Annotated in this window: 19 protein-coding genes and 1 pseudogene; 13 read left to right on the top strand and 7 right to left on the bottom strand. The window is 58.4% G+C overall.

The features are described from left to right. Positions 1 to 298 precede the first annotated feature (298 nt). The 3 genes from ACVWZM_RS09700 to ACVWZM_RS09690 form a co-directional block, all read right to left on the bottom strand. Positions 299 to 2,104, bottom strand: a complete 1,806-nt coding sequence (locus ACVWZM_RS09700) for an HrpF/NolX family T3SS translocon protein (RefSeq protein WP_456856663.1) — start codon at positions 2,102 to 2,104, stop codon at positions 299 to 301. Between the two features lie 615 nt (positions 2,105 to 2,719). Next, entirely contained in the window at positions 2,720 to 3,256 is a 537-nt protein-coding gene (locus tag ACVWZM_RS09695) for a hypothetical protein (RefSeq protein WP_456828186.1), read from the bottom strand. Between the two features lie 395 nt (positions 3,257 to 3,651). Then, entirely contained in the window at positions 3,652 to 4,293 is a 642-nt protein-coding gene (locus ACVWZM_RS09690; RefSeq protein WP_305884428.1) for a secretin N-terminal domain-containing protein, read from the bottom strand. Between the two features lie 253 nt (positions 4,294 to 4,546). Between ACVWZM_RS09690 and ACVWZM_RS09685 the strand changes: the two genes are divergently transcribed. The 11 genes and pseudogenes from ACVWZM_RS09685 to ACVWZM_RS09635 all read left to right on the top strand — a co-directional run bounded on the left by ACVWZM_RS09685 (position 4,547) and on the right by ACVWZM_RS09635 (position 13,667). Next, complete coding sequence (locus ACVWZM_RS09685) at positions 4,547 to 5,068, top strand: nodulation protein NolB (protein WP_253624703.1); 522 nt, start codon at positions 4,547 to 4,549, stop codon at positions 5,066 to 5,068. Between the two features lie 32 nt (positions 5,069 to 5,100). After that, a pseudogene (sctJ, locus tag ACVWZM_RS09680) lies at positions 5,101 to 5,941 on the top strand (type III secretion system inner membrane ring lipoprotein SctJ). A gap of 22 nt (positions 5,942 to 5,963) precedes the next feature. Further along, the gene (locus ACVWZM_RS09675) at positions 5,964 to 6,584 is read left to right on the top strand and encodes a nodulation protein NolU (protein ID WP_456852909.1); all 621 of its coding nucleotides are present in this window, start codon (positions 5,964 to 5,966) and stop codon (positions 6,582 to 6,584) included. Next, the gene (sctL, locus tag ACVWZM_RS09670; RefSeq protein ID WP_456852907.1) at positions 6,581 to 7,204 is read left to right on the top strand and encodes a type III secretion system stator protein SctL; all 624 of its coding nucleotides are present in this window, start codon (positions 6,581 to 6,583) and stop codon (positions 7,202 to 7,204) included. Before ACVWZM_RS09675 ends, sctL begins: the two co-directional genes overlap by 4 nt. Positions 7,205 to 7,206: 2 nt before the next feature. Beyond that, positions 7,207 to 8,556, top strand: a complete 1,350-nt coding sequence (gene sctN / locus ACVWZM_RS09665; protein ID WP_253626046.1) for a type III secretion system ATPase SctN — start codon at positions 7,207 to 7,209, stop codon at positions 8,554 to 8,556. Continuing rightward, positions 8,532 to 9,068 (top strand): HlyD family secretion protein, encoded by a 537-nt coding sequence (locus ACVWZM_RS09660; RefSeq protein ID WP_253624700.1) that lies wholly within the window; start codon positions 8,532 to 8,534, stop codon positions 9,066 to 9,068. Before sctN ends, ACVWZM_RS09660 begins: the two co-directional genes overlap by 25 nt. Positions 9,069 to 9,125: 57 nt before the next feature. Continuing rightward, positions 9,126 to 10,181 (top strand): type III secretion system cytoplasmic ring protein SctQ, encoded by a 1,056-nt coding sequence (gene sctQ / locus ACVWZM_RS09655; protein ID WP_456852905.1) that lies wholly within the window; start codon positions 9,126 to 9,128, stop codon positions 10,179 to 10,181. Beyond that, positions 10,174 to 10,839: a type III secretion system export apparatus subunit SctR gene (sctR, locus tag ACVWZM_RS09650; RefSeq protein WP_456852903.1), complete on the top strand. Its 666-nt coding sequence runs from the start codon at positions 10,174 to 10,176 to the stop codon at positions 10,837 to 10,839. Before sctQ ends, sctR begins: the two co-directional genes overlap by 8 nt. 1 nt (position 10,840) lies before the next feature. Further along, positions 10,841 to 11,116 carry an EscS/YscS/HrcS family type III secretion system export apparatus protein gene (locus ACVWZM_RS09645; protein ID WP_025038819.1) on the top strand — a complete coding sequence of 92 codons (276 nt, stop codon included), beginning with the start codon at positions 10,841 to 10,843 and terminating at the stop codon, positions 11,114 to 11,116. 701 nt (positions 11,117 to 11,817) lie between these two features. Next, the gene (sctT, locus tag ACVWZM_RS09640) at positions 11,818 to 12,633 is read left to right on the top strand and encodes a type III secretion system export apparatus subunit SctT (RefSeq protein ID WP_456852901.1); all 816 of its coding nucleotides are present in this window, start codon (positions 11,818 to 11,820) and stop codon (positions 12,631 to 12,633) included. Then, positions 12,630 to 13,667, top strand: coding sequence for an EscU/YscU/HrcU family type III secretion system export apparatus switch protein (locus ACVWZM_RS09635; RefSeq protein ID WP_456852899.1), 1,038 nt, complete (start codon positions 12,630 to 12,632; stop codon positions 13,665 to 13,667). Before sctT ends, ACVWZM_RS09635 begins: the two co-directional genes overlap by 4 nt. A gap of 172 nt (positions 13,668 to 13,839) precedes the next feature. Here ACVWZM_RS09635 and ACVWZM_RS09630 read toward each other — a convergent pair whose 3' ends face one another. The 3 genes from ACVWZM_RS09630 to ACVWZM_RS09620 are packed head-to-tail and all read right to left on the bottom strand — an operon-like array spanning position 13,840 to position 16,655. Then, on the bottom strand, positions 13,840 to 14,472 hold the full coding sequence (locus tag ACVWZM_RS09630; RefSeq protein ID WP_456852897.1) for a CpaD family pilus assembly lipoprotein: 633 nt from the start codon (positions 14,470 to 14,472) through the stop codon (positions 13,840 to 13,842). A gap of 9 nt (positions 14,473 to 14,481) precedes the next feature. Continuing rightward, entirely contained in the window at positions 14,482 to 15,939 is a 1,458-nt protein-coding gene (locus tag ACVWZM_RS09625) for a type II and III secretion system protein family protein (protein ID WP_456852895.1), read from the bottom strand. Between the two features lie 26 nt (positions 15,940 to 15,965). Continuing rightward, positions 15,966 to 16,655, bottom strand: a complete 690-nt coding sequence (locus ACVWZM_RS09620) for a response regulator (protein ID WP_163152289.1) — start codon at positions 16,653 to 16,655, stop codon at positions 15,966 to 15,968. Between the two features lie 126 nt (positions 16,656 to 16,781). On the opposite strand from ACVWZM_RS09620, the gene ACVWZM_RS09615 reads away from it, so the two are divergent. Beyond that, positions 16,782 to 17,042 carry a hypothetical protein gene (locus ACVWZM_RS09615; protein ID WP_253624694.1) on the top strand — a complete coding sequence of 87 codons (261 nt, stop codon included), beginning with the start codon at positions 16,782 to 16,784 and terminating at the stop codon, positions 17,040 to 17,042. A 1,634-nt stretch (positions 17,043 to 18,676) separates the two neighbouring features. Here ACVWZM_RS09615 and ACVWZM_RS09610 read toward each other — a convergent pair. Further along, complete coding sequence (locus tag ACVWZM_RS09610) at positions 18,677 to 19,657, bottom strand: hypothetical protein (RefSeq protein ID WP_456852893.1); 981 nt, start codon at positions 19,655 to 19,657, stop codon at positions 18,677 to 18,679. Between the two features lie 694 nt (positions 19,658 to 20,351). Between ACVWZM_RS09610 and ACVWZM_RS09605 the strand changes: the two genes are divergently transcribed. Beyond that, positions 20,352 to 20,792, top strand: a complete 441-nt coding sequence (locus tag ACVWZM_RS09605) for a VirK family protein (RefSeq protein WP_456852891.1) — start codon at positions 20,352 to 20,354, stop codon at positions 20,790 to 20,792. Positions 20,793 to 21,953: the final 1,161 nt, after the last annotated feature.

The following is a 21,953-nucleotide window of genomic DNA, read 5'->3' as shown; positions in this document are numbered from 1 at the left end:
CGGCTCTGACCGGTTCTGTCGCGCGGTTTTAATGCATCGACCTTCTTGCCGGGCTGCGTATGCAGTCGATCGACCTTCGCAGCGGCAGACTGGATTTGAGGTCGGCCTCGCGCGATCGAGCGCGGCCCACATAAATTGTGCGCATGAAGAGCGAGGCAAGTTCCTCGGATCCGGCGGACGGTATCGAGGATGGTAGAGCTTGCGCGACCGACTGCTCGGCAGGGAGACCCGACCGCGCGTAAGCCGCACAAGCTCGACTGGCGTTTTCAGCCTGATCCTGACAGATAGTGTGATCCGACTAGGCGTTAACGCCTGCAGCTTGCATGCGTTCGGACTCGATGCGAGCCTTCAAGTTGTTCAGGTAGTCCTCCGCGTAGGACTGGGCTACCGAAACCGGGAGGTTGACCCCCGCCGTGGCCGCTTCTTGAATTGCCTGCTTCACCAAGCCCTCTCGCATTGCCAATTTGACCTCAGGGCCGCCGATGCAGCCTACCGCCTGTGCCGCAAGGTTTAGGCCAGCTTCTTCGAGCGCTTGCTTTATGTTGCCACCGCTGATCGCCGTGTGAAGAAGATTTGCAGCTTGCGCTTCGGCTTCGAGCACCATTGACGCCAAATCGGCCAATTCGCCCAAGCCTGGAATGAAGCTAAGTACACCGACTGCTGTCGCAGCCCAGTCGAGTACCTTAGAGCCAACCTTGAGCACGTCATTGATTGCGTGCATGAAGGCGCCACCGTTCTTTTTGGGGGACTTGACGTCGGGTTGGTCTGCCACGCCCATCGTCATGTCCGCAACCGCGTCCTTATCGGCGGCCGTTCGGGCGGCATGCGTCTTCACATGTTGAACGGTGCGGTTCGCACCGGACATGTTGCTGAAGAACTGGTTGAAGTCGCTCTTGCTGATATTGCCGGAATCGACCGTATGGCCGCCGCCGAAGTCGAAGAACTTGTGGTGGGTTTTGTAGCCCGTAATCGCGTTGTTCATTAACCCAAACAGCACAGGATCGGACAGCAGCTGGGATGCCGCCTTTCGCACCTCGGGCGCGAGGCTCTTGTCGTCGGCCATGCTCGCCAGCTTTTCGCGCGTCAGGTCGCCCTTCCCGAAAAAGGCGCTTTGGTTCTTGTTGATCGTGTCGAGCGTATCAAGCTCGGCTTTCGTGAGATTCACCGATGATGAAGCAACCTGCAGAAAGTCCTCTTTGTGGACCTTGTCTATCGAGCCGCCATACAACTGCTTCCATTCATTCGGATGGTCGAGGAAGTATTGAGCGGCCGCGAGAACCTGCGGCGGGCATTTGCCCGTCTTCGCTTCGCCGTCGACGATCTGCTTGAAATCGGAAAGGCTTAGGTTCTTGGGCAGGTTGTCGGAATAGCGATAGAGCTCGCGCAATGCATCGCTCAGCATCATAACCGATGGCTCGCCATTGCCGCTGCCGTCGGAGGGGATGTAGTTTTGCGTATAGTTCTTTGCCCGCTGCTCCTGGAACTCAGCAACTTGCGGGTGGTGATCGGAGAAGCCGGAGAGATCACCCGCTTTGATTTTACCGCCGCAGCGGCCGTCGCCTTGCGAGCCTATCGCGTAGAAGAGCTCGGGGTCTCGCTGCAGTGCCTCGATCGCCGCCTTCAGATCCGGCGGTGTGGAGGGATCGTTGGCCAAATCTCCCAGAGATTTCCAATCCAGCGGGCATTTGTCCTTGTGTCGGATCAGCACCGACACAATCTGCAGCTCGGCCTCAGTCGGGGTGCCGCTGTTCCACGTAATTCTGGAGCTTTGTACGGGGGCTTCTGCAATCTTTGGGGCGTTCGCAGCGGAGGAGGCTTCCTCAGAGGACGGCTCGGGGGTCTCCTGACATGCGTCCAGTGCGGCCTTAATCTCCGGCGGGATGATGTTCCGCACCTCTTGCGTGAGTTCCTCCGTCAGTTGCTTGGCCGAGTCCTCGGTCGCCGGACCTTGCGGTGGGGAATGCTCGTCAGTCGCGCCCTTCAACGACAAACTGACCAGCACCGCCTCGAAGCTTGAAAAGTCACGCGCCGGCGAGGGCCCGGAAGCTAGCCCCGACAAAGCCAAATTCGAGCTGGTGGTTAGCGGCAGATTGTTGACTGACATCATACGTCCTCTGATTTGAGATCGCACCACAAGCTGGCTATGTGGCGCAGCCTGAGATCGCGGCGAACAACGAGCAAGAGAGGTCGATAGGCTTCAATGGCTCCTACCGCTTGCTTCCGATTGCACAGCGCTCCCAGCGCTCAGTTTGGCTACAATCTATAGGCATATCGCCGTCTAGATATTCACGCCGTATGGTAGGAGCGATTAGCTTTCGAGAAGCTGACGGCGCTCAAAGGATTTCACAATGAGTTGAGAAATGACGTCGCTCAAGGCGGCGACGGGTCCTCAATTCGGCATCGGCTTGCTTCGGTGCTCGGTCGCTCGCCTCTGCGACAGCCAGGTCAACGAGTCTGCCGCTCTTCGCAGGATTCGCGTGCGCTGATTCATGCAACACATCGCGGGTTCCGCAACATCTCTCGGCAACTCACCAGCGCTCAGCCAGCTCGCGCCTGCGTGTCAAACAAGTTGTTGGCGTCTGCCCGATCGGGGCGATGCAGCATGATCGGATCAGATTGCTGGGGTGGCCGCACGAATCAATCCATCGCCCAAAAAGTTGAGCGGTGCATGGTACTCCGGACACCTCGGATCTCAGATGCACCTCTGCATCTGTCAATGTCATTGTGCTTCGTCACCTGGCGGGTGTTCGCTCGAACCTGCGGGCCCAAGGGCGGCGTCCAGCGACGGTTCGAGACGAATGAACCCTTCTGCTCGCCATTGCGCCGTGTGAGGCACACCCAGGATGGTGAACGTTGTAGTCCGGACATTTCTGCTCGGCATGACGTCACGGCCTCTCAGCATTTCGATCTGAGCAGGCGTAGCTGTTTGGCCGATGAAGACCCAGTTGTCCCTGGCGGGATATCCGTTCGCCATGACGAAATCGCCAAGTTCCGGCGGCGCGACGCGTGCGGGCAGCGCGGGCCGCCCTTGGGACCGTCCGGCGTGAGGCGACCCCGCCTGCATGAGTCCAGGCTCAAGATCTTGCCAAACAGGGTCCTTGCCGAAATCGGAGGAGTCCGCGCGATCTTGAGCGGCCGCTTGTTGGGAATTGGACTGCTCGCCGTCGATCAATGACGGCTCGCCGCGCGATGATTGGCCTCCCAGCTCCTGCCAAATCAGGTCCTGGTTGTATTCGGGCATTTCATGCAATGCCATCAGTTCACGCTCAAACTCACTTCGATCGGCTGGCGATGAGGCCGAGCGGGGTGGTGGGCTCTTGTCTGCTCCGCCTAGCGCATTGAAGTCCATCCTGTTCCTACCTTTTGCACAACAAAGCGGCTCTCAACCGATGCGGCGAAGTTCATGACGGACTTCCTAGAGCTTTTCAAAGGCTCGCATGAAGCGCTAAGGATGCAAAGCAGGTCACGGATACTGCTTGTCCTTTCCGGCTCGAGCATCCGTGGTGCGGGCCCGGACGTTTATCGCCTGTCTTGCGGCATCGCCGCTGGACAGCCGCCCTCTAATCATGACAGCAGCAGCTTTCGAAAAGCTGACAGAGGACATAAGTAGAGTAGAAATTACATCTCTTCCAACCCATCTGCTACATCCGTTCATTTCTTGCCAGTATCAGGTGCGTGAACCATGCCGTCTTGATGTGAAAGCTCGGGCGAAGGAGCGTCATTGGGGCGTCCTCCGCGAACGACCACGCTGGAAGATCCGCGAAACAGCATCAAGACCGACTCATGCGGTGGCTTTTCGGCTCCGTTTGGGTTTCGTCGCGCCTGTGCCTCCGTCACCATTCCTTTGAGTGTTTGCTCCACAAGCGCGATAAAGCGAGGTGGACCGGACGCGAAGACGAGCCCATCTCCCGGCACGGCTCTCACGATGTAGCGCTCGTCCGAGATGTTGAGTGCATCGAGTGCCGCCTTGAGCGCGTCAAAGCTGATCGGATCCAGTATCAGAAGGCGACTTTGCGCCTCATGCGCATCAGATACGTAGAGCACCAGCCCATCGTAGTACCACTGAAGATTGTAGAGATTGATCAACCGTTCGAGAAACTCCCGCGGTGGGAGATCCGGCATTCGCCCGCGAATTCGTCCCTTCACCCCGGTGCTGATATTGACTCTGATATTGAGGTTGTTGCCGAACTCCTGCAGCGCGGCCGCGAGGTCCTGATCCAGCACTGTGTAACTATACGGCGTCGACGGCAGCGCCAGCGGGGCGCCGAGCGCCTTGATGGCGCCCAAGCACATGAAAACAGCAAGATAGAGAACTTTCTTCAAGATATGCAGCCTTGTAGACGGGATGAGCATTCCAGCGATTTTCTTCTACTTAAGACCAAGCACCGGAATTCGTCCCAAAATTTGGAGGCCGACGCTTCGCCCGAAATTGGAAGCCAACCGTGATCATTAGATGACAGATGCTCGTCAGCTTTTGGTCAGCTTGCGTCTCTAGGGTGCCAGCCCATTCATGCGAGCGAATGGCTAATCTCACCACGTGACAGAAATGATTTCTCCCATGTTGCTTGGAATTGCGTCGGTCTCCGCCAACCCCGTCGAGTGTGCATCCAGCGGCTGTTCGCTGGCAGACGCTCAGTTTCACGAGAGTCTCACGCAGGCCGCCTTGAAACAGGGGGGCGCCTCTTCTGTGACCGAGCGCGCGCCAGTGTCATCGGTGCCGGAAGTGCAGCGCGCAGTCACGCCGGCAAGCCCGCTTGGCGATCGCGTCCTTCAGAGCATTTCTGCTATCCACCAGGGTAAACCATTTCCTGGAGGTGCAGTTTCGCCGACGCTCGTCGGCGACCTTGATCCTGCGAAGAGTTTCCAGCTTGGGCCGGCCGCGCAACCGCTCCTGCGGCCGCAGCAAGTCGAGGTGCATCCGGCGGGCAAGCCGGAAGGTGCTGATCATTTCGATTCGGCGTTGACGAATTTGCGCGATGTTTACAACGGCGTCGTCCAGGTTTCGCTCATCTCCAAGGGTACAGGTGCCGTCAGTTCATCTCTGAATAAACTTCTATCAGCAGGCTGAGCGAGCCGTTGGCTGTCTTGACGAAAGGTGAGATCGGTAACGGTCGGCCCGCGAGCAAGCGGCTTCATGCTCTTGTTCTGCTGCTGCTTTTACCGATCCTCACCGGTTGCAAAACGGATCTGTATACCAAAGTTCAGGAGCGGGACGCCAACGAGATGCTTGGGCTGCTGCTGAGCAGGGGCGTAGATGCCATCCGGGTCGTCGGCAAGGATGGGACGAGCACCATTCAGGTCGAAGAAAAAGCAGCTCGCCTATTCCATCGAGTTGCTAAATGACCAGGGCTTGCCGCGCCAGCCCTTCAAGAGCCTTGGTGAGGTGTTCAAGGGGTCGGGGCTCGTTGCCTCTCCGGTCGAGGAGCGGGCTCGCTACGTCTATGCCCTAAGTGAAGAATTGTCGCGCACGATCAACGATATTGATGGGGTTCTCTCCGCCCGTGTTCATGTCGTTCTGCCGAAGAATGATCTTCTGCGGCAGGATGCAACCCCGTCCTCGGCGTCGGTTTTCATTCGGCACGCCTCCAGCGCGAAGCTCTCAGCCTTGCTGCCGCAAATCAAGATGCTCGTCGCCAACAGCATCGAAGGTCTATCATACGACAAGGTGGCGGTCGTGTTTGTGCCCGTTGAGCGGACTCAGCATGAGGTCTCGGTTACACCAGCGGCAGCTTCAAACGAGCCAAGCAGGTTCGTTGCGGCTCCCATTGCGATCGGCGCAGGAGGTGCGCTCGCCGTATTGGGCATCGTATCTTGCCTGCTGCTGAGCGCACGCGGGGGGCAACTTCGCCAATCCTGGCGTAAGCTGATAAATCTCGGCAGTGGTGCTAGCAAGCCAGCGGTCCAGTCCGCTGGCAAAAAGCTCTCCGCCGATGCGAAATAGGCGGACATTCAGGTCCGTATAGATGGTATCCCTCGACAAAAATCATTCACTCAACGCGCATTCCGATCGCCTGCGCGAGCTTGCCGTCTTGATCCATCCCAGCCGTTTGGCCGGCCATCTTGATGGGCTCCTGTCGGAGGCCACAGTGCTTCAGTTGCAGAAGACTCCGAGGCTGCAGCAAAGACTGGCCGAATTGCTGCTGAAAAGTGAACTGGCATCGAATGTAACTGACTGGGGCAGGGACGTTCTGTTCGGGCATGATCCGCGTCGGGCGGCCTTGCTCGCTGGCAGTATCTGGCATGCCCGTTCGGTGCTGAAGCTTGTGTCAAAGCATGATGTGGCGATTCTGACCGAAAATATTGGTGCGGAAGCACATGCTTTCGCAATCCGACACTTATCTGGCGCAGTCGCGACCACATCGATTGTCGATCCGCATAAACTATCGAGCCAGATTGAACATGACGGACATGCCTGCCTTGGTGCCTGGCTCAAGGACGCATCAGAGCTTGACCGTGTGCGCGTCCTTTTCCGTTTACCTGTGGGGACCGCCGCCGAATCCCCAGCAGCCGAACACCACAACGCAGCGAGTCGTTTGCTGTCTTTGGTGGTAGCCCACTTGGCCAGCGAGGCGCCAGCGGCATGACGGCCGATGAAATAGCCCGGCCAGATAGCCCACGGATAAGGCCGCTTGGTCCACTCATACCAGCCGCGGAACTCGGCATCTGGTACGATGCGGTGCAGACGCGTGCGCTAGCCGACCGCTATCTGCGGCAGGTTCGCAGCTGGGCAAGCAAAGCCCATCAGCAAGAGCGGGAGCGCGGCCACAGCGAGGGTCTTAGGTCAGGATCGGATGAAATGGCACAGCTGATCGCCCGAGCTGCTTCCGATGTGGCCCGGCGAAAAGCCGTTCTGCAACAGGAGTTGCCACAGCTCGTTCTTGAGATATTGACCGACCTGCTGGGCTCCTTTGATCCCGGCGAGATGCTGGTAAGGACCGTTCGTCACGCCGTCGAGCAAAGATATGGCAGCGCAGAAGTATGCCTTCACGTGTCTCCTGTGAACGCTGATGCACTAAGACATGAATTCCAGGCGTTCGACGGGACGGATGGTCGGCCGAAAGTCAGAATTGATCCGGACCCGGCTATGGGGCCTGACCAGTGCGTTCTGTGGAGCGAGTTTGGCAATGTGGATTTAGGACTTGCCGCACAGCTCCGCAAACTGCGTCTCAGCCTTGATCCATCTTCTCAGGAAGGCGAATCGTGACGATGCAACGATCAGACCCTGATCAAGCAGCCGGAGAAGGAGATTTGCATGCGGCGCTAGCATCTGTAAGGTCCGCAGCAAAGGATGTCGATACGCGCGCTGTGCGGGGACGGATCACGCGGGCGATCGGCACGTTACTTCATGCCGTATTACCAGGGGCCCGTGTCGGAGAACTTTGCCTGTTGCAGGATCACGCATCCGGATGGGCGCTTGAGGCGGAAGTCATCGGTTTGCTGCCGGATGGGGTTCTGCTGACGCCTATCGGCGATATGGTGGGCCTGTCACACCGCGCGGAAGTGGTCCCGACCGGGCGCATGCAGGAAGTGTCGGTCGGGCCCGGCCTGCTCGGTCGCGTGATCGACAGCTTCGGCCGTCCACTCGACGGCAAGGGGCCTATAAAGACGGTCCACACTTGTCCGCTCCGCGGCAGGGCACCCAACCCGATGAAACGGCGTAGCATCGAGCAGTCATTTCCTCTCGGCGTTCGCGTGTTGGATGGGCTTCTGACGTGTGGCGAAGGTCAGCGGATCGGAATCTATGGAGATGCTGGGTGCGGTAAGTCGACGCTGATGTCGCAAATTGTAAAAGGGGCGGCCGCTGATGTCACCGTAGTTGCACTCATAGGAGAGCGCGGCCGCGAGGTGCGTGAATTCATTGAACGTCATATTGGAGATGCCATTGCGCGCACGATCGTTGTCGTTGAGACATCCGATCGATCCGCAATGGAGCGGGCGCAGTGCGCTCATATGGCGACCGCACTCGCGGAGTATTTTCGGGATCAAGGACTGCAGGTCGTGCTAATGATGGATTCGCTGACGCGCTTTAGCCGCGCGATGCGCGAAATCGGCCTCGCCGCGGGAGAACCTCCCACCCGACGCGGCTTTCCTCCTTCCGTTTTTGCGCTGCTGCCCGGTCTGTTGGAACGTGCCGGTATGGGAGAGCGGGGCTCCATCACGGCATTCTATACAGTGCTTGTCGAAGGTGACGGCACGGGCGATCCGATTGCCGAAGAGTCGCGCGGCATTCTTGATGGTCATATCATTCTTTCGCGCGCGCTGGCTTCGCGCGAGCATTTTCCCGCCATCGATGTGCTGTCGAGCCGAAGTCGTGTCATGGATGCGGTCGCCTCCGCGCCACATCGCAAGGCGGCCTCCGTCTTCCGCGATCTGCTCTCGCGCTACAATGAGGCTGAGTTTCTGATCAAGGTCGGTGAATACAAGCCCGGCAGCGACCCACTGACTGATCGGGCAATCGATTCAATCGAGGAACTGCGCGCATTCTTGCGCCAGGGACAGGACGAGCCGTCCAGCTTTGAGGAGACCGTTTCATGGATGTCGCGTCTCACGGCCTGAATCCCGTGCAAGCGTCGAAATTGCGGCTGGTGAAAGACATGAGGGAGCGAAGCGCGCTTCGTGAATTGTCGAACATGGAAGCCAAGCGCCGAATTGCAGCCGATGCGCTGCAGCGGGCGTCTGAGGGTCTTGAAGCCGCGCAGAAGCATCGCGCCAAGGTCGAAGCTGAACTTTATCGGGAACTGGCGCAGCTCGAGACAACGTCCGTGACCGAGCTCGATCGACGGTGTCAACTCGTCATTGGGCGACTGGCAGCAGAGATCGAATCGGCGCGTCAGGCGCTTGAGCAGGCACGCATCGCGCATGAGGAGGCACAGCGGGCGGTGAGTGAGGCGCGGGCACTATGGGCCGGGCGTTCGGCGGCGAGCCAGAAATGGCAAGAGATTGAGGGCAATGTCCAGCGCGCGAGCGCCGTCCGTTCGGAGTCTGCGGCCGAAATCGACGCCGACGATGAGGTTTTGCTCCGATATCAGGGTGGTTCGCGCAGCCAGACGATCGGCGGGGCGTTCTAATGGCTGGTTCTGTTATGACGTCGCGAACTGCGCCTGTGCAACCTGTCGGTAAGCGCCGTGGCTGAACCCGCACTATTTCAGCCAGCGGTGAAGCTGGCGCATGAAGTGGTCTCGTGGGCCAACGAGATTGCCGCACGGCGTACCATCTTGCAGAGCCGCCTTGGCGACAAGCCACTATCCATCCGTGTGAGCCGGCTTGTCTGGCAGGCGGAGCCATATGACATGTCGATGCTCGACTGCGTATTTTGCGCCGGCGGCGAGACAGCTGTTTTGTCCTTGCCTCGTCTTCTCGTCGAGACACTGATTTCAACGGTCCAGCAGGGCCTTACGTTACCTTCCGACCCAACCCGCTCGCTCGTTCTCGAGCTCGCACTGGAACCCTGGATCGCTGGATTAGAGAACGTTCTCGCATCGAATGTGCAGCTGATCCGCATCGAAGACGCAACGGCCAAAGACCCCTATCTGGAGCTCGATGTTGCCATCGGAGCGCTGGCGGGAAAGGCTCGCCTGTTCTTGTTCGCGCCGCTTGACGGTCTGATTCCTTCTGCGTTTCGCTTGCTAGGCGAGTTGATTGGTCAATTACCGCGAGAGCAAGGCAAGATTTCGTCGGAATTTCCGGTCGTGCTTAAGACAGAGATCGGCTCGCTGCGGGCGCCTGTCAGGCTACTTCGCCAAGCACAGCCCGGCGACGCACTGCTGCCCGACGTCATTCCCTTTGCCCATAGCCAGCTGATCCTCACGGCGGACAAGTTGTGGGCGCCGGCGCAGGCCGTGGACGACAGACTTGTCCTTCGCGGACCATTCCGCCTGCAGCCCCATCCTCTAAGGTATGTAAATATGACGATACGCCCCCAAACGGAACAAGCAATCCCGCCCTCGGAAGCCGACATCGACAGTGTTGAGATCACGCTTGTGTTCGAATGCGGCCGCTGGCCTATCCCGCTGGGTACGTTGAGAAGCATCAACGAGGGACACGTGTTCGAACTTGGGCGGTCCCTGGACGGTGCGGTCGATATTGTAGCCAACGGTCAATTGATCGGCCGGGGCGACATCGTGCGCATCGGTGAGGCGCTTGGGATCCGGTTGCGTAGCAGGTTGGCGGTCAATGGTTGACATTCAACCGAGCATCCTTGCGCTTCTTGCGGCGACGGTCGGCCTTGGCCTGCTGGCGTTCGCAGTCGTCACAACGACCGCCTTCATAAAGGTTTCTATCGTTCTGTTCCTGGTTCGCAACGCGCTCGGGACTCAGTCCATACCACCGAATATCGTTCTGTATGGCGCTGCATTGATTCTTACCGTGTTCATAGGCGCTCCAGTGTTCGAGCAGACCTACAACCGCGTGACCGATCCGCAACTTCGCTACCAAACCGCCGACGACTGGTTGACCGCCGCTAAGGAGGGCAGCGAGCCGCTGCGCGCCCACCTCAAAAAGTTCACCACTGAGGAGCAGCGCACGTTCTTCCTGTCATCGACGGAACATATCTGGTCGGACGAGATGCGCAGCAACGCAACAGCCGATGATTTGGCAATTCTCGTGCCGTCGTTTTTGATCTCGGAACTTAAGCGTGCATTTGAGATCGGCTTCCTTCTCTACCTTCCGTTCATCACGATCGACCTGATCGTGACGACAATTCTGATGGCCATGGGCATGTCAATGGTGTCACCAACAATGATATCCGTTCCTTTCAAGCTCTTTCTGTTCGTCACAATCGACGGCTGGTCGCGGCTCATGCACGGACTGGTGTTAAGCTACGCATCCCCCGGAGGTTGAGATGGACGAAGCCAGCATCCTCACCCACCTGAGCCGATCACTTGTCCTGTTCATGATCTGGGTTCTTCCGCCGCTCCTGGCAGCGCTCGTGGCCGGACTGGGTATCGGCATCGTGCAGGCAGCAACCCAGCTCCAGGATCAAACCTTGCCACTGACAGTGAAGCTCCTCGTCGTCGTCGCGGTTCTCGTTCTGTTTGCCCCGGTGCTGAGCGCGCCACTGATCGAGCAAGCACAGCACATCTTCACCGAGTTCCCGGCGCTCACAGCGAGGTATTAGTGCGGGGAACGCAAGGCGGACCAAGCCTGCAGCTATGGCGTCGCGCTTGTCTGTCCTCATTTTGAACCATGGAAGAGACGAGTTTCGTCAGCTTACCGAAAGCTCGCCTCATTATCATGGGACAGATAGATGTCCGGACTGTCCTGTTCGGCTCGATCGGCCTTCGAAGGAGGAATGACCTCATCTGAAATTGCCATCCACTCAATTCGAGTCTGGCTCCACGATGAAATGATCTGCTGTGAGGCCTGGCCCTCGATGCATAACCTGGCGAGTTGTTAACTAGGTGGATAGGCGAACCGATTTGATCTCAAGTGGGCGCAGGGTTTTGACGATCTGATGGATCAAGCCGCGATGAAGTGCCGGCCGAGACCGATCGCCGCGAACTGTTGAATTGATGCAAGCTCCGAAGCTCCAGGTCACCAGAAACCGCCCTACGGGCCGGTGACAGCCAAAGGAGCTTGGCTTGCTGGCCCGGTAACGGCGCTATTCGGGGGGGCCTATCATTGAGATGGTCATACCTTATTGGTGGACAGCCGTGGCTGCGGAGAGTGGAAGCGCAAGTGACGTGGCCCTAGCGCTAGGTATGTCGATTTGCAGCCGCTCGGACACGAGGTAGATGACCAGCAGAGTTGACGACTCGCATAATGGCGAGGCGCCCGGGCGATTAGATTAGCTTGAAGCGAGCGGTGAGCTGAGCTCAAATGGATGCGTTGTCACCCACCGAGACGCAAAGTCTGGTTCAGACTGCCGTCGAATTCGTCGTTGCGGCTGGACTTAGCGCGGCCCGTGCGCTTGGCATTATGCTGGTTCATCCGGTATTCACGCGGCCGCACATTGGCGGGATGATCCGCGCAAGCGCGACGGTTGTAATTGGATTGCCTTGCTTGATGCAAGTCAAGAGCGGCTTGCAGGCGCTGGATCCCGGCACCCGTATGATTGCGGTCGCGCTCCTCGGTGTGAAGGAGATATTTATCGGCCTATTGTTCGGCTTTCTGCTCAGCATACCACTTTGGAGCATCCAAGCCGTTGGTGACATCATTGATACCCAGCGCGGCATCTCCAGTCAGGTAGACGATCCCGCGACACGCAGCCAAACCTCCGCAATGGGGCTCTTTCTCGGAACTGCGGCGGTTACGATCTTCGTCGTATCGGGAGGCCTGCAGACAATGGTCAGATGCCTTTACGGGAGTTATCTGATCTGGCCCGTGTATCGGCTGCTACCGCCCCTGACCCAGCAGGGGGCAATGGAATTTATCAAGCTTCTCGACCATATCATGCATGCGACGCTCGTGGTGGCCGGGCCTGTGCTGGCTCTGCTGCTTCTGATTGACGTATCCCTCATGCTGCTTGGGCGCTTTGCGCCGCAAATCAAGCTGAACGATCTCTCTCCGACCATCAAGAATGCTGCCTTTGGCATCATCATGGTGAGCTACACCGTCTTCCTGATCGAATATATGGGCGCCGAGATCGTTCAGTTCGACGGTGTGCTGGAGTGGCTCGAGAAGTTCTTGAAATGAATGATACGAGTGAAGAGAAAAAGCTTCCACCGAGTCACAAGAAGCTGAGGGACGCGCGTAAGAAAGGGCAGAGCCCGCGCAGCGCCGACTTTGTGACCGCGGCAAGCCTCTGCGCTGGTTTCGGCTGCCTGTGCTTCAGGGCAGGCCCGATCGAAGACGGATGGCGCGAAGCGGTGCGGCTCATCGACAAGCTGCAGGGCCAGCCATTCAACAGTGCGGTCCGGCAGGCCTTGGTCGGATTGATGGACCTTTCTATGGCAGCCGTAGCCCCCATTCTGGGTGCGGCGTTGGTTGCGGCCATCTTGGCCGGCATCTTGGCCAACGGCGGGCTGACGATTTCCGTCGAGCCACTGAAACCTAGCTTTGAGAAATTGGATCCGGTCAAAGGGCTGAAGCGGATTGTCTCCCAGCGCTCGCTTGTGGAGCTTGGAAAGTCCCTCGTCAAAGTATTGGTTCTTGGTGCCACGTTCCTCTTCACTGTGCTCGCAGGTTGGAGGGCTCTGGTCTATTTGCCGGTGTGCGATTTAAGCTGCCTTGGTTTTGTCATTAACGAGCTGAAAGTACTGATAACGATTGCTGCCGGCGCCTTTTTGATTGGTGGGCTGGCCGATCTGCTCATTCAGCGTTGGCTATTCCTGCGCGACATGCGCATGACGCAGAGCGAGGCCAAGCGCGAGTCCAAGGAACAGGATGGTAATCCGCACATCAAGGGTGAACACCGCAGGATCCGTCGCGAGTCGGCGAACGAGTCTCCGCTGGGAATCCACCGGGCAACACTAATACTGAGTGGGCCGGCGACGGTGATTGGGCTGCGCTACGTTCGGGGCGAGACAGGCGTCCCGGTCCTGGTGTGCCGCGGTGAAGGCGAGGTGGCGTCACAGTTACTGGCGCAGGCGCGGGCCCAGCGTCTGAGCATTGTCGAGGATCATGTGTTGGCGCGTCAGCTGATCCGTAAAGGTGCGATGGGCAAGGCCGTTCCGATGGATTGTTTCGAGAGGGTCGCAAAGGCGGTGTTTGCCGCCGGTCTTGTATAGCGTCGATACGCTCAGACCTACGGTCAAAGCCCCTATTGTCGCAGAACCTGGTACAAGCTGCGCGATCCAAAAACAACGGCCGAGCAAAGACAGGATGCCAGGAGCCTCGTCCGCCCATCGCAAGACTGATATGGAAACCAGAGTGCCCAGCGTCGTTGGTCCTGGCCGGATATTATTGGGTTTCTGGCGCCCCCTTGTTTTGGGTTCCATCCTCCAAATTGCTGCGATTGCCCGTCGCCGCGGGCCCGCGGACTGTGATGGGAAGCACTGCACGATCACCGCTGGTCGGCATGACGGCGCCATTGCCTAGCAGGTCGCCAGGATCGTTGACCATGACTGCAAGGTTATTACGAACTGAGCAGCCAAGCGTCGGATCGAACGAATTGTCGCCTAGAGAAGGGCCGGCGACAGCGAGCGGCGGACAGACCGCAGGATGTGCTTCGTAGGTAATTGCCTCGATCCGGACCCCGAAATGTGCGGGTAGATCGACGGGAGAGGCGGACAGGCGGATATTGTAGGGGGCAATGCCCATCGCGCGCGCCTCATGGGCAACCTGCGCTACGAGCCGCGGTGAGCCGGCGACGTCGAGTTGGAGTGCATCGCGCCGGCCGCGGCTGGCATTGGCAATGAAATCCCGCAGGCTGTACCTCTCGTTGCGACGAAGATTTTGAAGCAGCAGGACACTGGTCTTCTGCTCCACCCGAGCCGCTTGTCCAGTCGGTCCGGAAGAAATCGCAGCACCATTTGCACATCCGCCAAGGGCAGCCGCAACTGCGATCAAAAGACATAGGTGTCGCAAGGTCATTGGCAGTCCTCATTCAATGATAAAGCCGGCACCGATGGTTGCACCCGATCTGGCCGTGGCGGGCGCCGCCTCACGGCCCTTCGATGAACCAGCCAGCGTATTGGTCAGGGTGCGCCCTGCGTCCGAAGGCGGCCCGATGCGATCAGTTGGAGCGCTCATCTTGCCCGGGCCAGATCCCGGTCGGACGATGTAGGGAGTGACAATGATGACCAGTTCAGTCTCCTGCTTCTGAAAAGAAGAGGAGCGAAACAGCACACCAAGAATCGGAACATCTCCTAACCAAGGAAAAGTGCCGATGTCGGTACTGAAATTGCGCCTGATGAGCCCCCCAATGGCGAAGCTTTGGCCGCTGGCAAGCTCGACGACAGTGCTGGCACGACGCGTGGAGAGACCGGGTACCGATATTCCGTTGACGCTGACCTCGCCTTCTTTCGACAGTTCGCTGACTTCAGGCTTCACATGGATATTGATCTGATTATTGCTGAGGACGGTCGGGACGAACTCCAGGCTGATTCCGAATTGTCGGAATTGGACCGAGACTTGCCGGTTGTCCTGCATCACCGGAATTGGAAATTCGCCACCTGCCAGAAAACTTGCGGATTCCCCAGACATGGCGGTCAGGTTCGGTTCAGCCAGGATCGAGGCGAGGTGTTCGCTGGCGAGTGCGTCGAGAACCGCGCTCAGGTTGGTATTGCCAGCGCTGTACCCGATGCCGATCGTGCCGCCGCCGCGGGCCGGCCCGGAACCGCCACCTTTTCCGGTGACAAGGAAAGCGCCGTTCGGACCGGAAGCCGTGAAGTTGATATTGAGGTCCTTGACGGCGCTGCGGGAGACTTCTGCCACCCGCACACTCAGATTCACCTGCAGCGAGCCTGCCACCTGGATCTTGTTGACGACCAGCGCACCCGGACCGAGAAACTGCTCGGTCACCTTCCTGGCCGTCTCGACGATATCGGCGTTGGGAGCCGTACCGCCAAGGATTGCGCCGCGTGGGGTATAGCTGACCTGGATCGGATAATCGCCGATCTCAGCTTTCAGCGTGGCACGCAGGTCCTCGATCGGCTGGGTGACAACGACGCGCAGCTCGGCGAGAGCCTCGCCGTTCTCGTTCAAGGCGAACAGGCTGGTTCGTCCGGATTTTTTGCCGAATACGAATATCGTGCTGCTCGATGGCGCCTGGTAATCGGCGATCGCCGGGTCGGCAACAAAAATGCTCGCTGCCGGCGCGTTCAGATGAACCGTCTTGCCCTGTGAGGAGGTGAGGTTGAGCGTGCCGGTGGTGCTGCCAGGCGCCGCACGTGGCGGCTCTCCTTTGCCGTCCCGTTTTGTCTCGGCTGCGCCAGCAAGTGGAAATAGCAGAGCAAGTCCGCACAGGGCGTAGCACAAGCGGGGCAGGGCGGCAGAGCGTTGCGAGATGATGACCATCGGCGGCAAACTGGCGCCGGCAGCATTCTTGACGACCTTCAAGGGATTGTTGCTTTCAAGTTAGATTGCTAGGCAGCCGATGCTGCGCCGACGAGTTCAAGGGTGTAGCCGACCCCGCGCGCGGTCTTGATCCTGAGCGTCGCACCGGCCTGGTTCAAATGCGCGCGTAAGCGATAGATCCCGACTTCCAGCGCATTGGTCGAGACCTCGTCGTCAAACGCATACAAGCTATCTTCCAACGATGTGCGCGGTACGGTGCGGCCGGCGCGGTTGAGCAGATGTTCGAGAATGCAGACTTCGCGCCGCGCAATTCTCAGTATCCGGCCGCCAACCGAGACTTGCCTTGCGATCGGGTCGAAATGCAGATTGCCGAATGTCACCACCGGCGCCGTCATTTGCGTCGACCGCCGCAGAATAGCTCGCATGCGGGCGATGAGTTCGTCGATAGACACGGGCTTGGGCAGGAAATCATCCGCACCTGCATTGAAAGTTGCAATTCGGCGGCTGAGATCATTGAGACTACTCATCATCATCGCCGGCATTGATCGTCCCTCGCGCCGTAACTGCTTCAGCCAGTCCAGTCCGTCTCCGTCGGGCAAGACAGATTCGAGCAGGACCATGTGGTAGTTCGCGCATTCCAGCGCGGCCGACGCCTCATCCAGGGTGCGCGTCACATCAACGGCGAAGCCGCAATTCAAGAGCGCTTCCTTCACGGCGCGGCCAAAGTCCGCATGATGATCAACCAGGAGAATTCGCATTCATTGCCTCTCGTCCATCCTCGGCAGGACTTGAGCGTGTCACGGTTGACCATGAAGCTCGGTGGATCCGAGAGGCGGCCGCTTTGACGCGAATTCGAAAAGTCGGAAATGCCAGGGTGGAGCATAGTGGCAGGCGATCAATGTCTGCCGGTCTATCGTCATCGGATAGGCGGCCTGCCGCGCATCTCCGCCGGCGACACCGTTCAAAAGACCCTGTATGTCGGCAAGAGCTCTGCGATTTCCAACAAGGTTGAAAGCCTTGGCAGCGCGCTGATGCATCTGTGGGCCGAGCCCGCCGCCTGCAGGAGCGATTGCGCCAAACCGCACGAGCGAAACGAAATCGCAGGCGAGAGCGGCGGAATTGGCCGAACAGACAAGCGAAGTTGACATTTTGGAAACTCCCCCAATTCGTCTTAATCCGCGGTCGGTCCTGCAAGGCTGTTGAGCCTGTAGTGTCGTCAAGCCACGACAATGCAAGTTTTCCTGCGCATTTAAGACGGTTCACGCGCTCTGCATCTGGCCGAGTGCTGGATAGGGCCGAGATGCATGACAAAAGATCAGTACGTCTAGCGGCCTGATAGGCATCCTCTCGCTGGATTGCCACGCGAGGTGCCAAGCGTCCCGAAGTTGGGACGCGCTGAAGTCCTCCCACGCCGCGGAGCGAATGCTGCGAACAAAGAACGAATCGAATCCGGTGTTGTCATCGCGCATCGCCTAAGGTGCTTACGCTGGCACCGTGTCATCACACGGGATGAACGGCGAATGAATGATTTGATCTCCAACTCGGTGTGTGACCGGCATGAGCAAAATTGCGACTGCCCCCGTTCTTCTCGCCGGCTGGATCCTGCCCTGGTTACGCGTGGGGTGCTTCGTCCTCTGCTGTGCGCAGAGGCGACGCACGATGTCCGCTCTGAAGAGAAGCCATCGAGGAGCGTAACGAGGCGGAGCCACCGAGCATTGAGTTTTTGAGACGTTCGCATTTCTTGCTACCTGTCGGGAAGAGTTCACGCGAGCGGATTCTGTCGCGAGACTGTCGGAAATCCTACAATCTGACGCTAGGTAAGATTCAAGGGCCTTCGACTGCTTGTGGCGGTGCCATCAAAGTCGAAAGCCTTGTGAGCTAACGGTGACACAGTTTGGACCAGACCATCGACCTGCGCATGGCGGTTTGTCTCGCGCTGTCTAGGTCGTCACCATTTCGTCGTCCGATCAAGCTTGGCGCCAGAGCCATGGATGTGCACGAAGAGCCAGTCGTTCGTGCCAGGCTTTGAGCAAAGCCATGGCGTCACAATCGGACGATCGACGGATCCGCCACATGCGTGGCAATTTTGCGGGAAGACCGGGGCGGGTATGCGTTCACGTGACGGTCACGGGCTAACAGCCGAGATGCGGACGAGTGATCGCGCGAGCCAATTTGATCATCAAGAGATTGAGGAGAGAATCGATTGCCAGACGTCATTTTTGAATGCTGCCTCCATAGATCGCGGTCGACTATGAGCCGTTTAGCCGTCCCCGGCAAAATCGATTGTTTTGATGGAACACATCCAAGTGACGGATCGGCCTTGCTGCAACAGTATCGCTTGCCGCGGACGAGTGGACAGCTGATGCGATCGCGGCCAAAGCGTTGATCGCCCGTTCAATGTCAGGTCAAGCTAGCTAAAAGGGGCGATGCTTCGCGTTCAGCGGCTTATTTCATCACGTCTTCGGCCACGCGGGATGGCCATTAACAAATTGATGCCGTGCGATGTCAGAACGCAGTCAAGATACCAGGATGCCCCAAACGGCCAGCTCCTCCTGGCCGTCGTAGTGCGACTTTCCGTCTCGGAGCCCTCAACCGCCTGTTGCGCACTGCGTAGAGGGCTGCCCCGTTCGATCGACGAGTTAATCAGACATCGGTCGTGCCACGCCCTATGCTCAAATTGTAACGCGTGAGATGTGCCGTGCTCCAGGTCTACCTTGAGGTGGTCGTCTCGGCGCATGAACCCAAACGAACCTGCCAAATGGCGCGGTCAACAGATTATCTATTCATTACTCCCGCGCTTGTAGGGATTGGCTTCGCTTGCGGTTCGGTAACTCTCCAAATTGCCGCCCAGGAACAGGCGCTCAGTCTCTCGGGTTGGAGTTCTGCCGAGTGAGCACATCAAATCGACGTCCCCGTCGACGTGGTCCGGATCTTCGGCATTCATTCCAAGACCGATGCTGCTCAGCACGTCGTCAGGCGTCCAGACCGCGGACTTCGGTACCGTGTAGGTGTGCAGCGCGTCCGCATGGTTGGCGATCGCTCTTGCCCAAGGGTCGCGCGAAACGGCGAGTTTTTCCGGATCCTCGACCAACGATACGAAGGCAGATGCGGTTGTCTTGCCGCGCATATGCCAGCCAGCTTGGCGCGCCCGGTCCAGAGGATAGCGCTCTAGCGGGTATCCAACGGAAGAGTGATCCCGAGCCGTGTTACGAACATGCGATATTGCGCTAGTGTTTTCTTCCTTGCGCGGCTTGCAATCGCTGTTCTGATTCTGAAAGCGCCGCAGTGTGACATATGACGAGCCCGCCACGTCCTCGAATACGCGGTCCCGATCGACGGGAGGTGCGGTCGCCGGTGACCAACGTGCCGATTGCTGCTCGGCAAGGTTGATCTCGTTCCGGAGCGTTTCAAGAGTGGCACCTGTCAGTGTTGCGGCAAGTTGGGCGCGCGCGCTGACAAATGATGAGGCTGGATAGCAACCGGCTTCCGGGGCCGCCTGGTTCGACGCAGACGACGACGTGCCGGTTGCGGAGCTTGCCACCGACGAGACTGAATCCGACCTTGGCAAAACCGAATCCTGGTCATTGAGGTCCAGGTCATACAGCTGCTGCTCAAAGCTTGCTTGATCTTCGGAACTGTGTGCGGGTGCGCTGGACTGGGCGCTAAGCTCGTCTGATTGCCTGTCGATCCGGCTCGGCTGCTGCAGCACGTTGTGAACCTCGAATGGAGTGTCGGCGGCATTCCGGGGATCAACATTCATTTCAGTCTCCGTTCGAGTGCCGGCTATTGGCGCAGACTATTGCAGGCGGAGCTTTCGAGAAGCTGACGGACCAGGAAGGAAGCCATTTGCCTTGGCCTTTGAGGGAGCCGGATGGATTTTATCAGTGAGGCGATCGTCAGCCAGAAGGAAGGCGCGAAAAGCCAGGGATCACAAGTCGGCGCTGTCTTGTGCTCTCTGTCGTTGCTGTTTCGAATGGGCCGAGATCAGGTCCCTTGACTGAACTTGTTCGGACCGCCGCGTCAGGTTCGCTCCACCACCACCTCGTTGCGGGCACGCCCTCTGGGTCAGCAGTCATTGCCCGCCTATCACATGGACAAGCTGGCGGATGCGACGGGCCGACGTGTTCTTTTCAAGTCGTTTGCTTACAAAGACGCAAGTACGGCATCCTCTCGGCCGTCGAACTTGCGATGGATGAGCGCGACCGGTTACCGTTTTGTGGTTTCCAAGCAGCCGACGCTCGATCAAATCGTTCTAGTCGATTTCGCACGGGGGCGAGCCGCTTTAGCAAACCTGACCTACGAGGTTGTGACGTCGGAATAGCCGTCACACCCACTTGCGTCTATTTGCGGCAAATTGTCTTTGTCGTAGGCGCTTGATGTCTTAAATCCGCCAATCGGCTTACACGACGTCTTGCAACGTGCGATCTGTGGTACTTATTGAGGGAGAAGAGCGTATGAAGTGTACTGGCAAAGGACTGGCGATCGTATTGTCCTTGCTTTCGACCGCAGGCGTGAGCACGATGGCGAGAGCCGATGAGCCCTCGCCGAAATACATCGAGGTGCTCAATGCCCTGCAGACCGGCAAGAATGTGAAGCTCGTATTGGACATGAGCCGCTGTACCGCCGCGGAGGGTGGCAAAGCTGCGTCGGCAACTCAGGCTGGTCTGGTCATCAATGCCTTCAGGGTGACCCCCCAGAACGGCATTAGCTTCGCCAATGCTCACCAAACGGTGGACAGCTCCGGACATGCCGTGACCGAGTACATCCGCCATAGCCTCAGCCGCGAAGGCAGGCTCACGGTGCGGGCTTCGAAGCTTGTTGTCGGGACCACCGAACTCGTGAACCAGGGCGAATTTATCTGCGAACTGCCGGATGGCGCTAAGTTCATCTGGTAAACGAAGAGAACAGCGCAGGGGGACGCGCTTCGAAACCTTGATCCTTTAACCGTGCAAACACCTTCGCAGGTCATGACGGATGGTTTCGATCGTGAGAGACGGCCAGATTGTTTCTGGCCGTCGTTTCCTGAGGCGCATCGAGTGCACGAACTTGCTGTCCCAAAGTACCGTATGACGGCCATCGATCCTCATTGAACCTCAGTTGTCGGAAGATCTGCGGTTCCGGCTATCCTCATTTTGTTCGGAGACAGGGCCCGTCATTTGAAGATTCCATACGGGCTGTTCCAAAGTACGTCCGCGCCTGATCCGCGATCCGATGAGGACTATTGCTCAACCCGATCAAGCTGCTGGCCCCGCAATGATGGCGCTTACGCCTCGGCCGCCCGACAATGCGCTCGTATCATGCATCCCGCGTCTTTTTGGTCCTTTCATCTGAAGGTTCCGTGCTTCCGAATGCGGTCACAGTGATTGAACCATCCCGCTTAAGATCGTGCCGGCACTGCCGCGGGTGGGGTTTGCAAACCCTTAAGCTGTCGTTTTGACGCAGTTCTTGATTTTTCAGTTTTCCTTTTGGGGTGAGGATTCAGCGCAGACTTCCACGCTGAATCGTCATGCCCAGCCCACTGAGACAGGGGGGCGCGCGCAGGGACGATCGCTGCCGAGGGGATCACTCAGCCTGCACAAGCGCAGCGCGGAAAGCTGGGGAGATGGCCGCGGCGAGCGAACGGTCCTCGTGGGCGCCGGGGCGGAGCCCCGCGCGAGGGGCGTGATCGAAGGCCGGGATGGGAGGCTCGGCGCGTGTCGAGCCAAGTCGGCGAAGCCGACGCGCCAACTCGATAAATTGCTTGTTCGACTAAGGCAAACACAACACGGCGCCGATCGACCTCCTCAAGAGTTGAGAGCCAACCATTCCCTTTTTGGCGATGGAAGAAAGAAATGATCTTCCTCGGAAAGGAACGATCTGTTGTTAGAGTCTCCGCACCCGATACGCTCATTAAGATGTCCAAAATTCGACGAATGAAAATTGTCCTAACTGAGTATCAGTGCATCTCTCTCGTATGCACGTGCCGGCGACGTTAAACTGCCGTCGTTGTCGAAAGATTTTGAAGACGCCTGAGACAGAAAGCACAAATCACCAATGGCCAGACTGCTATTGAGATG

This window comes from Bradyrhizobium sp. USDA 4501 (assembly GCF_054062115.1).
The sequence above is the reverse complement of the archived record's forward strand: the minus strand, read 5'-3'. Positions and strand labels throughout refer to the sequence as shown.

Coding starts and splice junctions, on each gene's coding strand:
- ACVWZM_RS09700 (WP_456856663.1), bottom strand. CDS start 2,104: ATGTCAGTCAACAATCTGCCGCTAACCACCAGCTCGAATTTGGCTTTG.
- ACVWZM_RS09695 (WP_456828186.1), bottom strand. CDS start 3,256: ATGGCATTGCATGAAATGCCCGAATACAACCAGGACCTGATTTGGCAG.
- ACVWZM_RS09690 (WP_305884428.1), bottom strand. CDS start 4,293: ATGTGCTTGGGCGCCATCAAGGCGCTCGGCGCCCCGCTGGCGCTGCCG.
- ACVWZM_RS09685 (WP_253624703.1), top strand. CDS start 4,547: ATGATTTCTCCCATGTTGCTTGGAATTGCGTCGGTCTCCGCCAACCCC.
- ACVWZM_RS09675 (WP_456852909.1), top strand. CDS start 5,964: ATGGTATCCCTCGACAAAAATCATTCACTCAACGCGCATTCCGATCGC.
- sctL (WP_456852907.1), top strand. CDS start 6,581: ATGACGGCCGATGAAATAGCCCGGCCAGATAGCCCACGGATAAGGCCG.
- sctN (WP_253626046.1), top strand. CDS start 7,207: ATGCAACGATCAGACCCTGATCAAGCAGCCGGAGAAGGAGATTTGCAT.
- ACVWZM_RS09660 (WP_253624700.1), top strand. CDS start 8,532: ATGGATGTCGCGTCTCACGGCCTGAATCCCGTGCAAGCGTCGAAATTG.
- sctR (WP_456852903.1), top strand. CDS start 10,174: ATGGTTGACATTCAACCGAGCATCCTTGCGCTTCTTGCGGCGACGGTC.
- ACVWZM_RS09645 (WP_025038819.1), top strand. CDS start 10,841: ATGGACGAAGCCAGCATCCTCACCCACCTGAGCCGATCACTTGTCCTG.
- sctT (WP_456852901.1), top strand. CDS start 11,818: ATGGATGCGTTGTCACCCACCGAGACGCAAAGTCTGGTTCAGACTGCC.
- ACVWZM_RS09635 (WP_456852899.1), top strand. CDS start 12,630: ATGAATGATACGAGTGAAGAGAAAAAGCTTCCACCGAGTCACAAGAAG.
- ACVWZM_RS09630 (WP_456852897.1), bottom strand. CDS start 14,472: ATGACCTTGCGACACCTATGTCTTTTGATCGCAGTTGCGGCTGCCCTT.
- ACVWZM_RS09620 (WP_163152289.1), bottom strand. CDS start 16,655: ATGCGAATTCTCCTGGTTGATCATCATGCGGACTTTGGCCGCGCCGTG.
- ACVWZM_RS09610 (WP_456852893.1), bottom strand. CDS start 19,657: ATGAATGTTGATCCCCGGAATGCCGCCGACACTCCATTCGAGGTTCAC.
- ACVWZM_RS09605 (WP_456852891.1), top strand. CDS start 20,352: ATGAAGTGTACTGGCAAAGGACTGGCGATCGTATTGTCCTTGCTTTCG.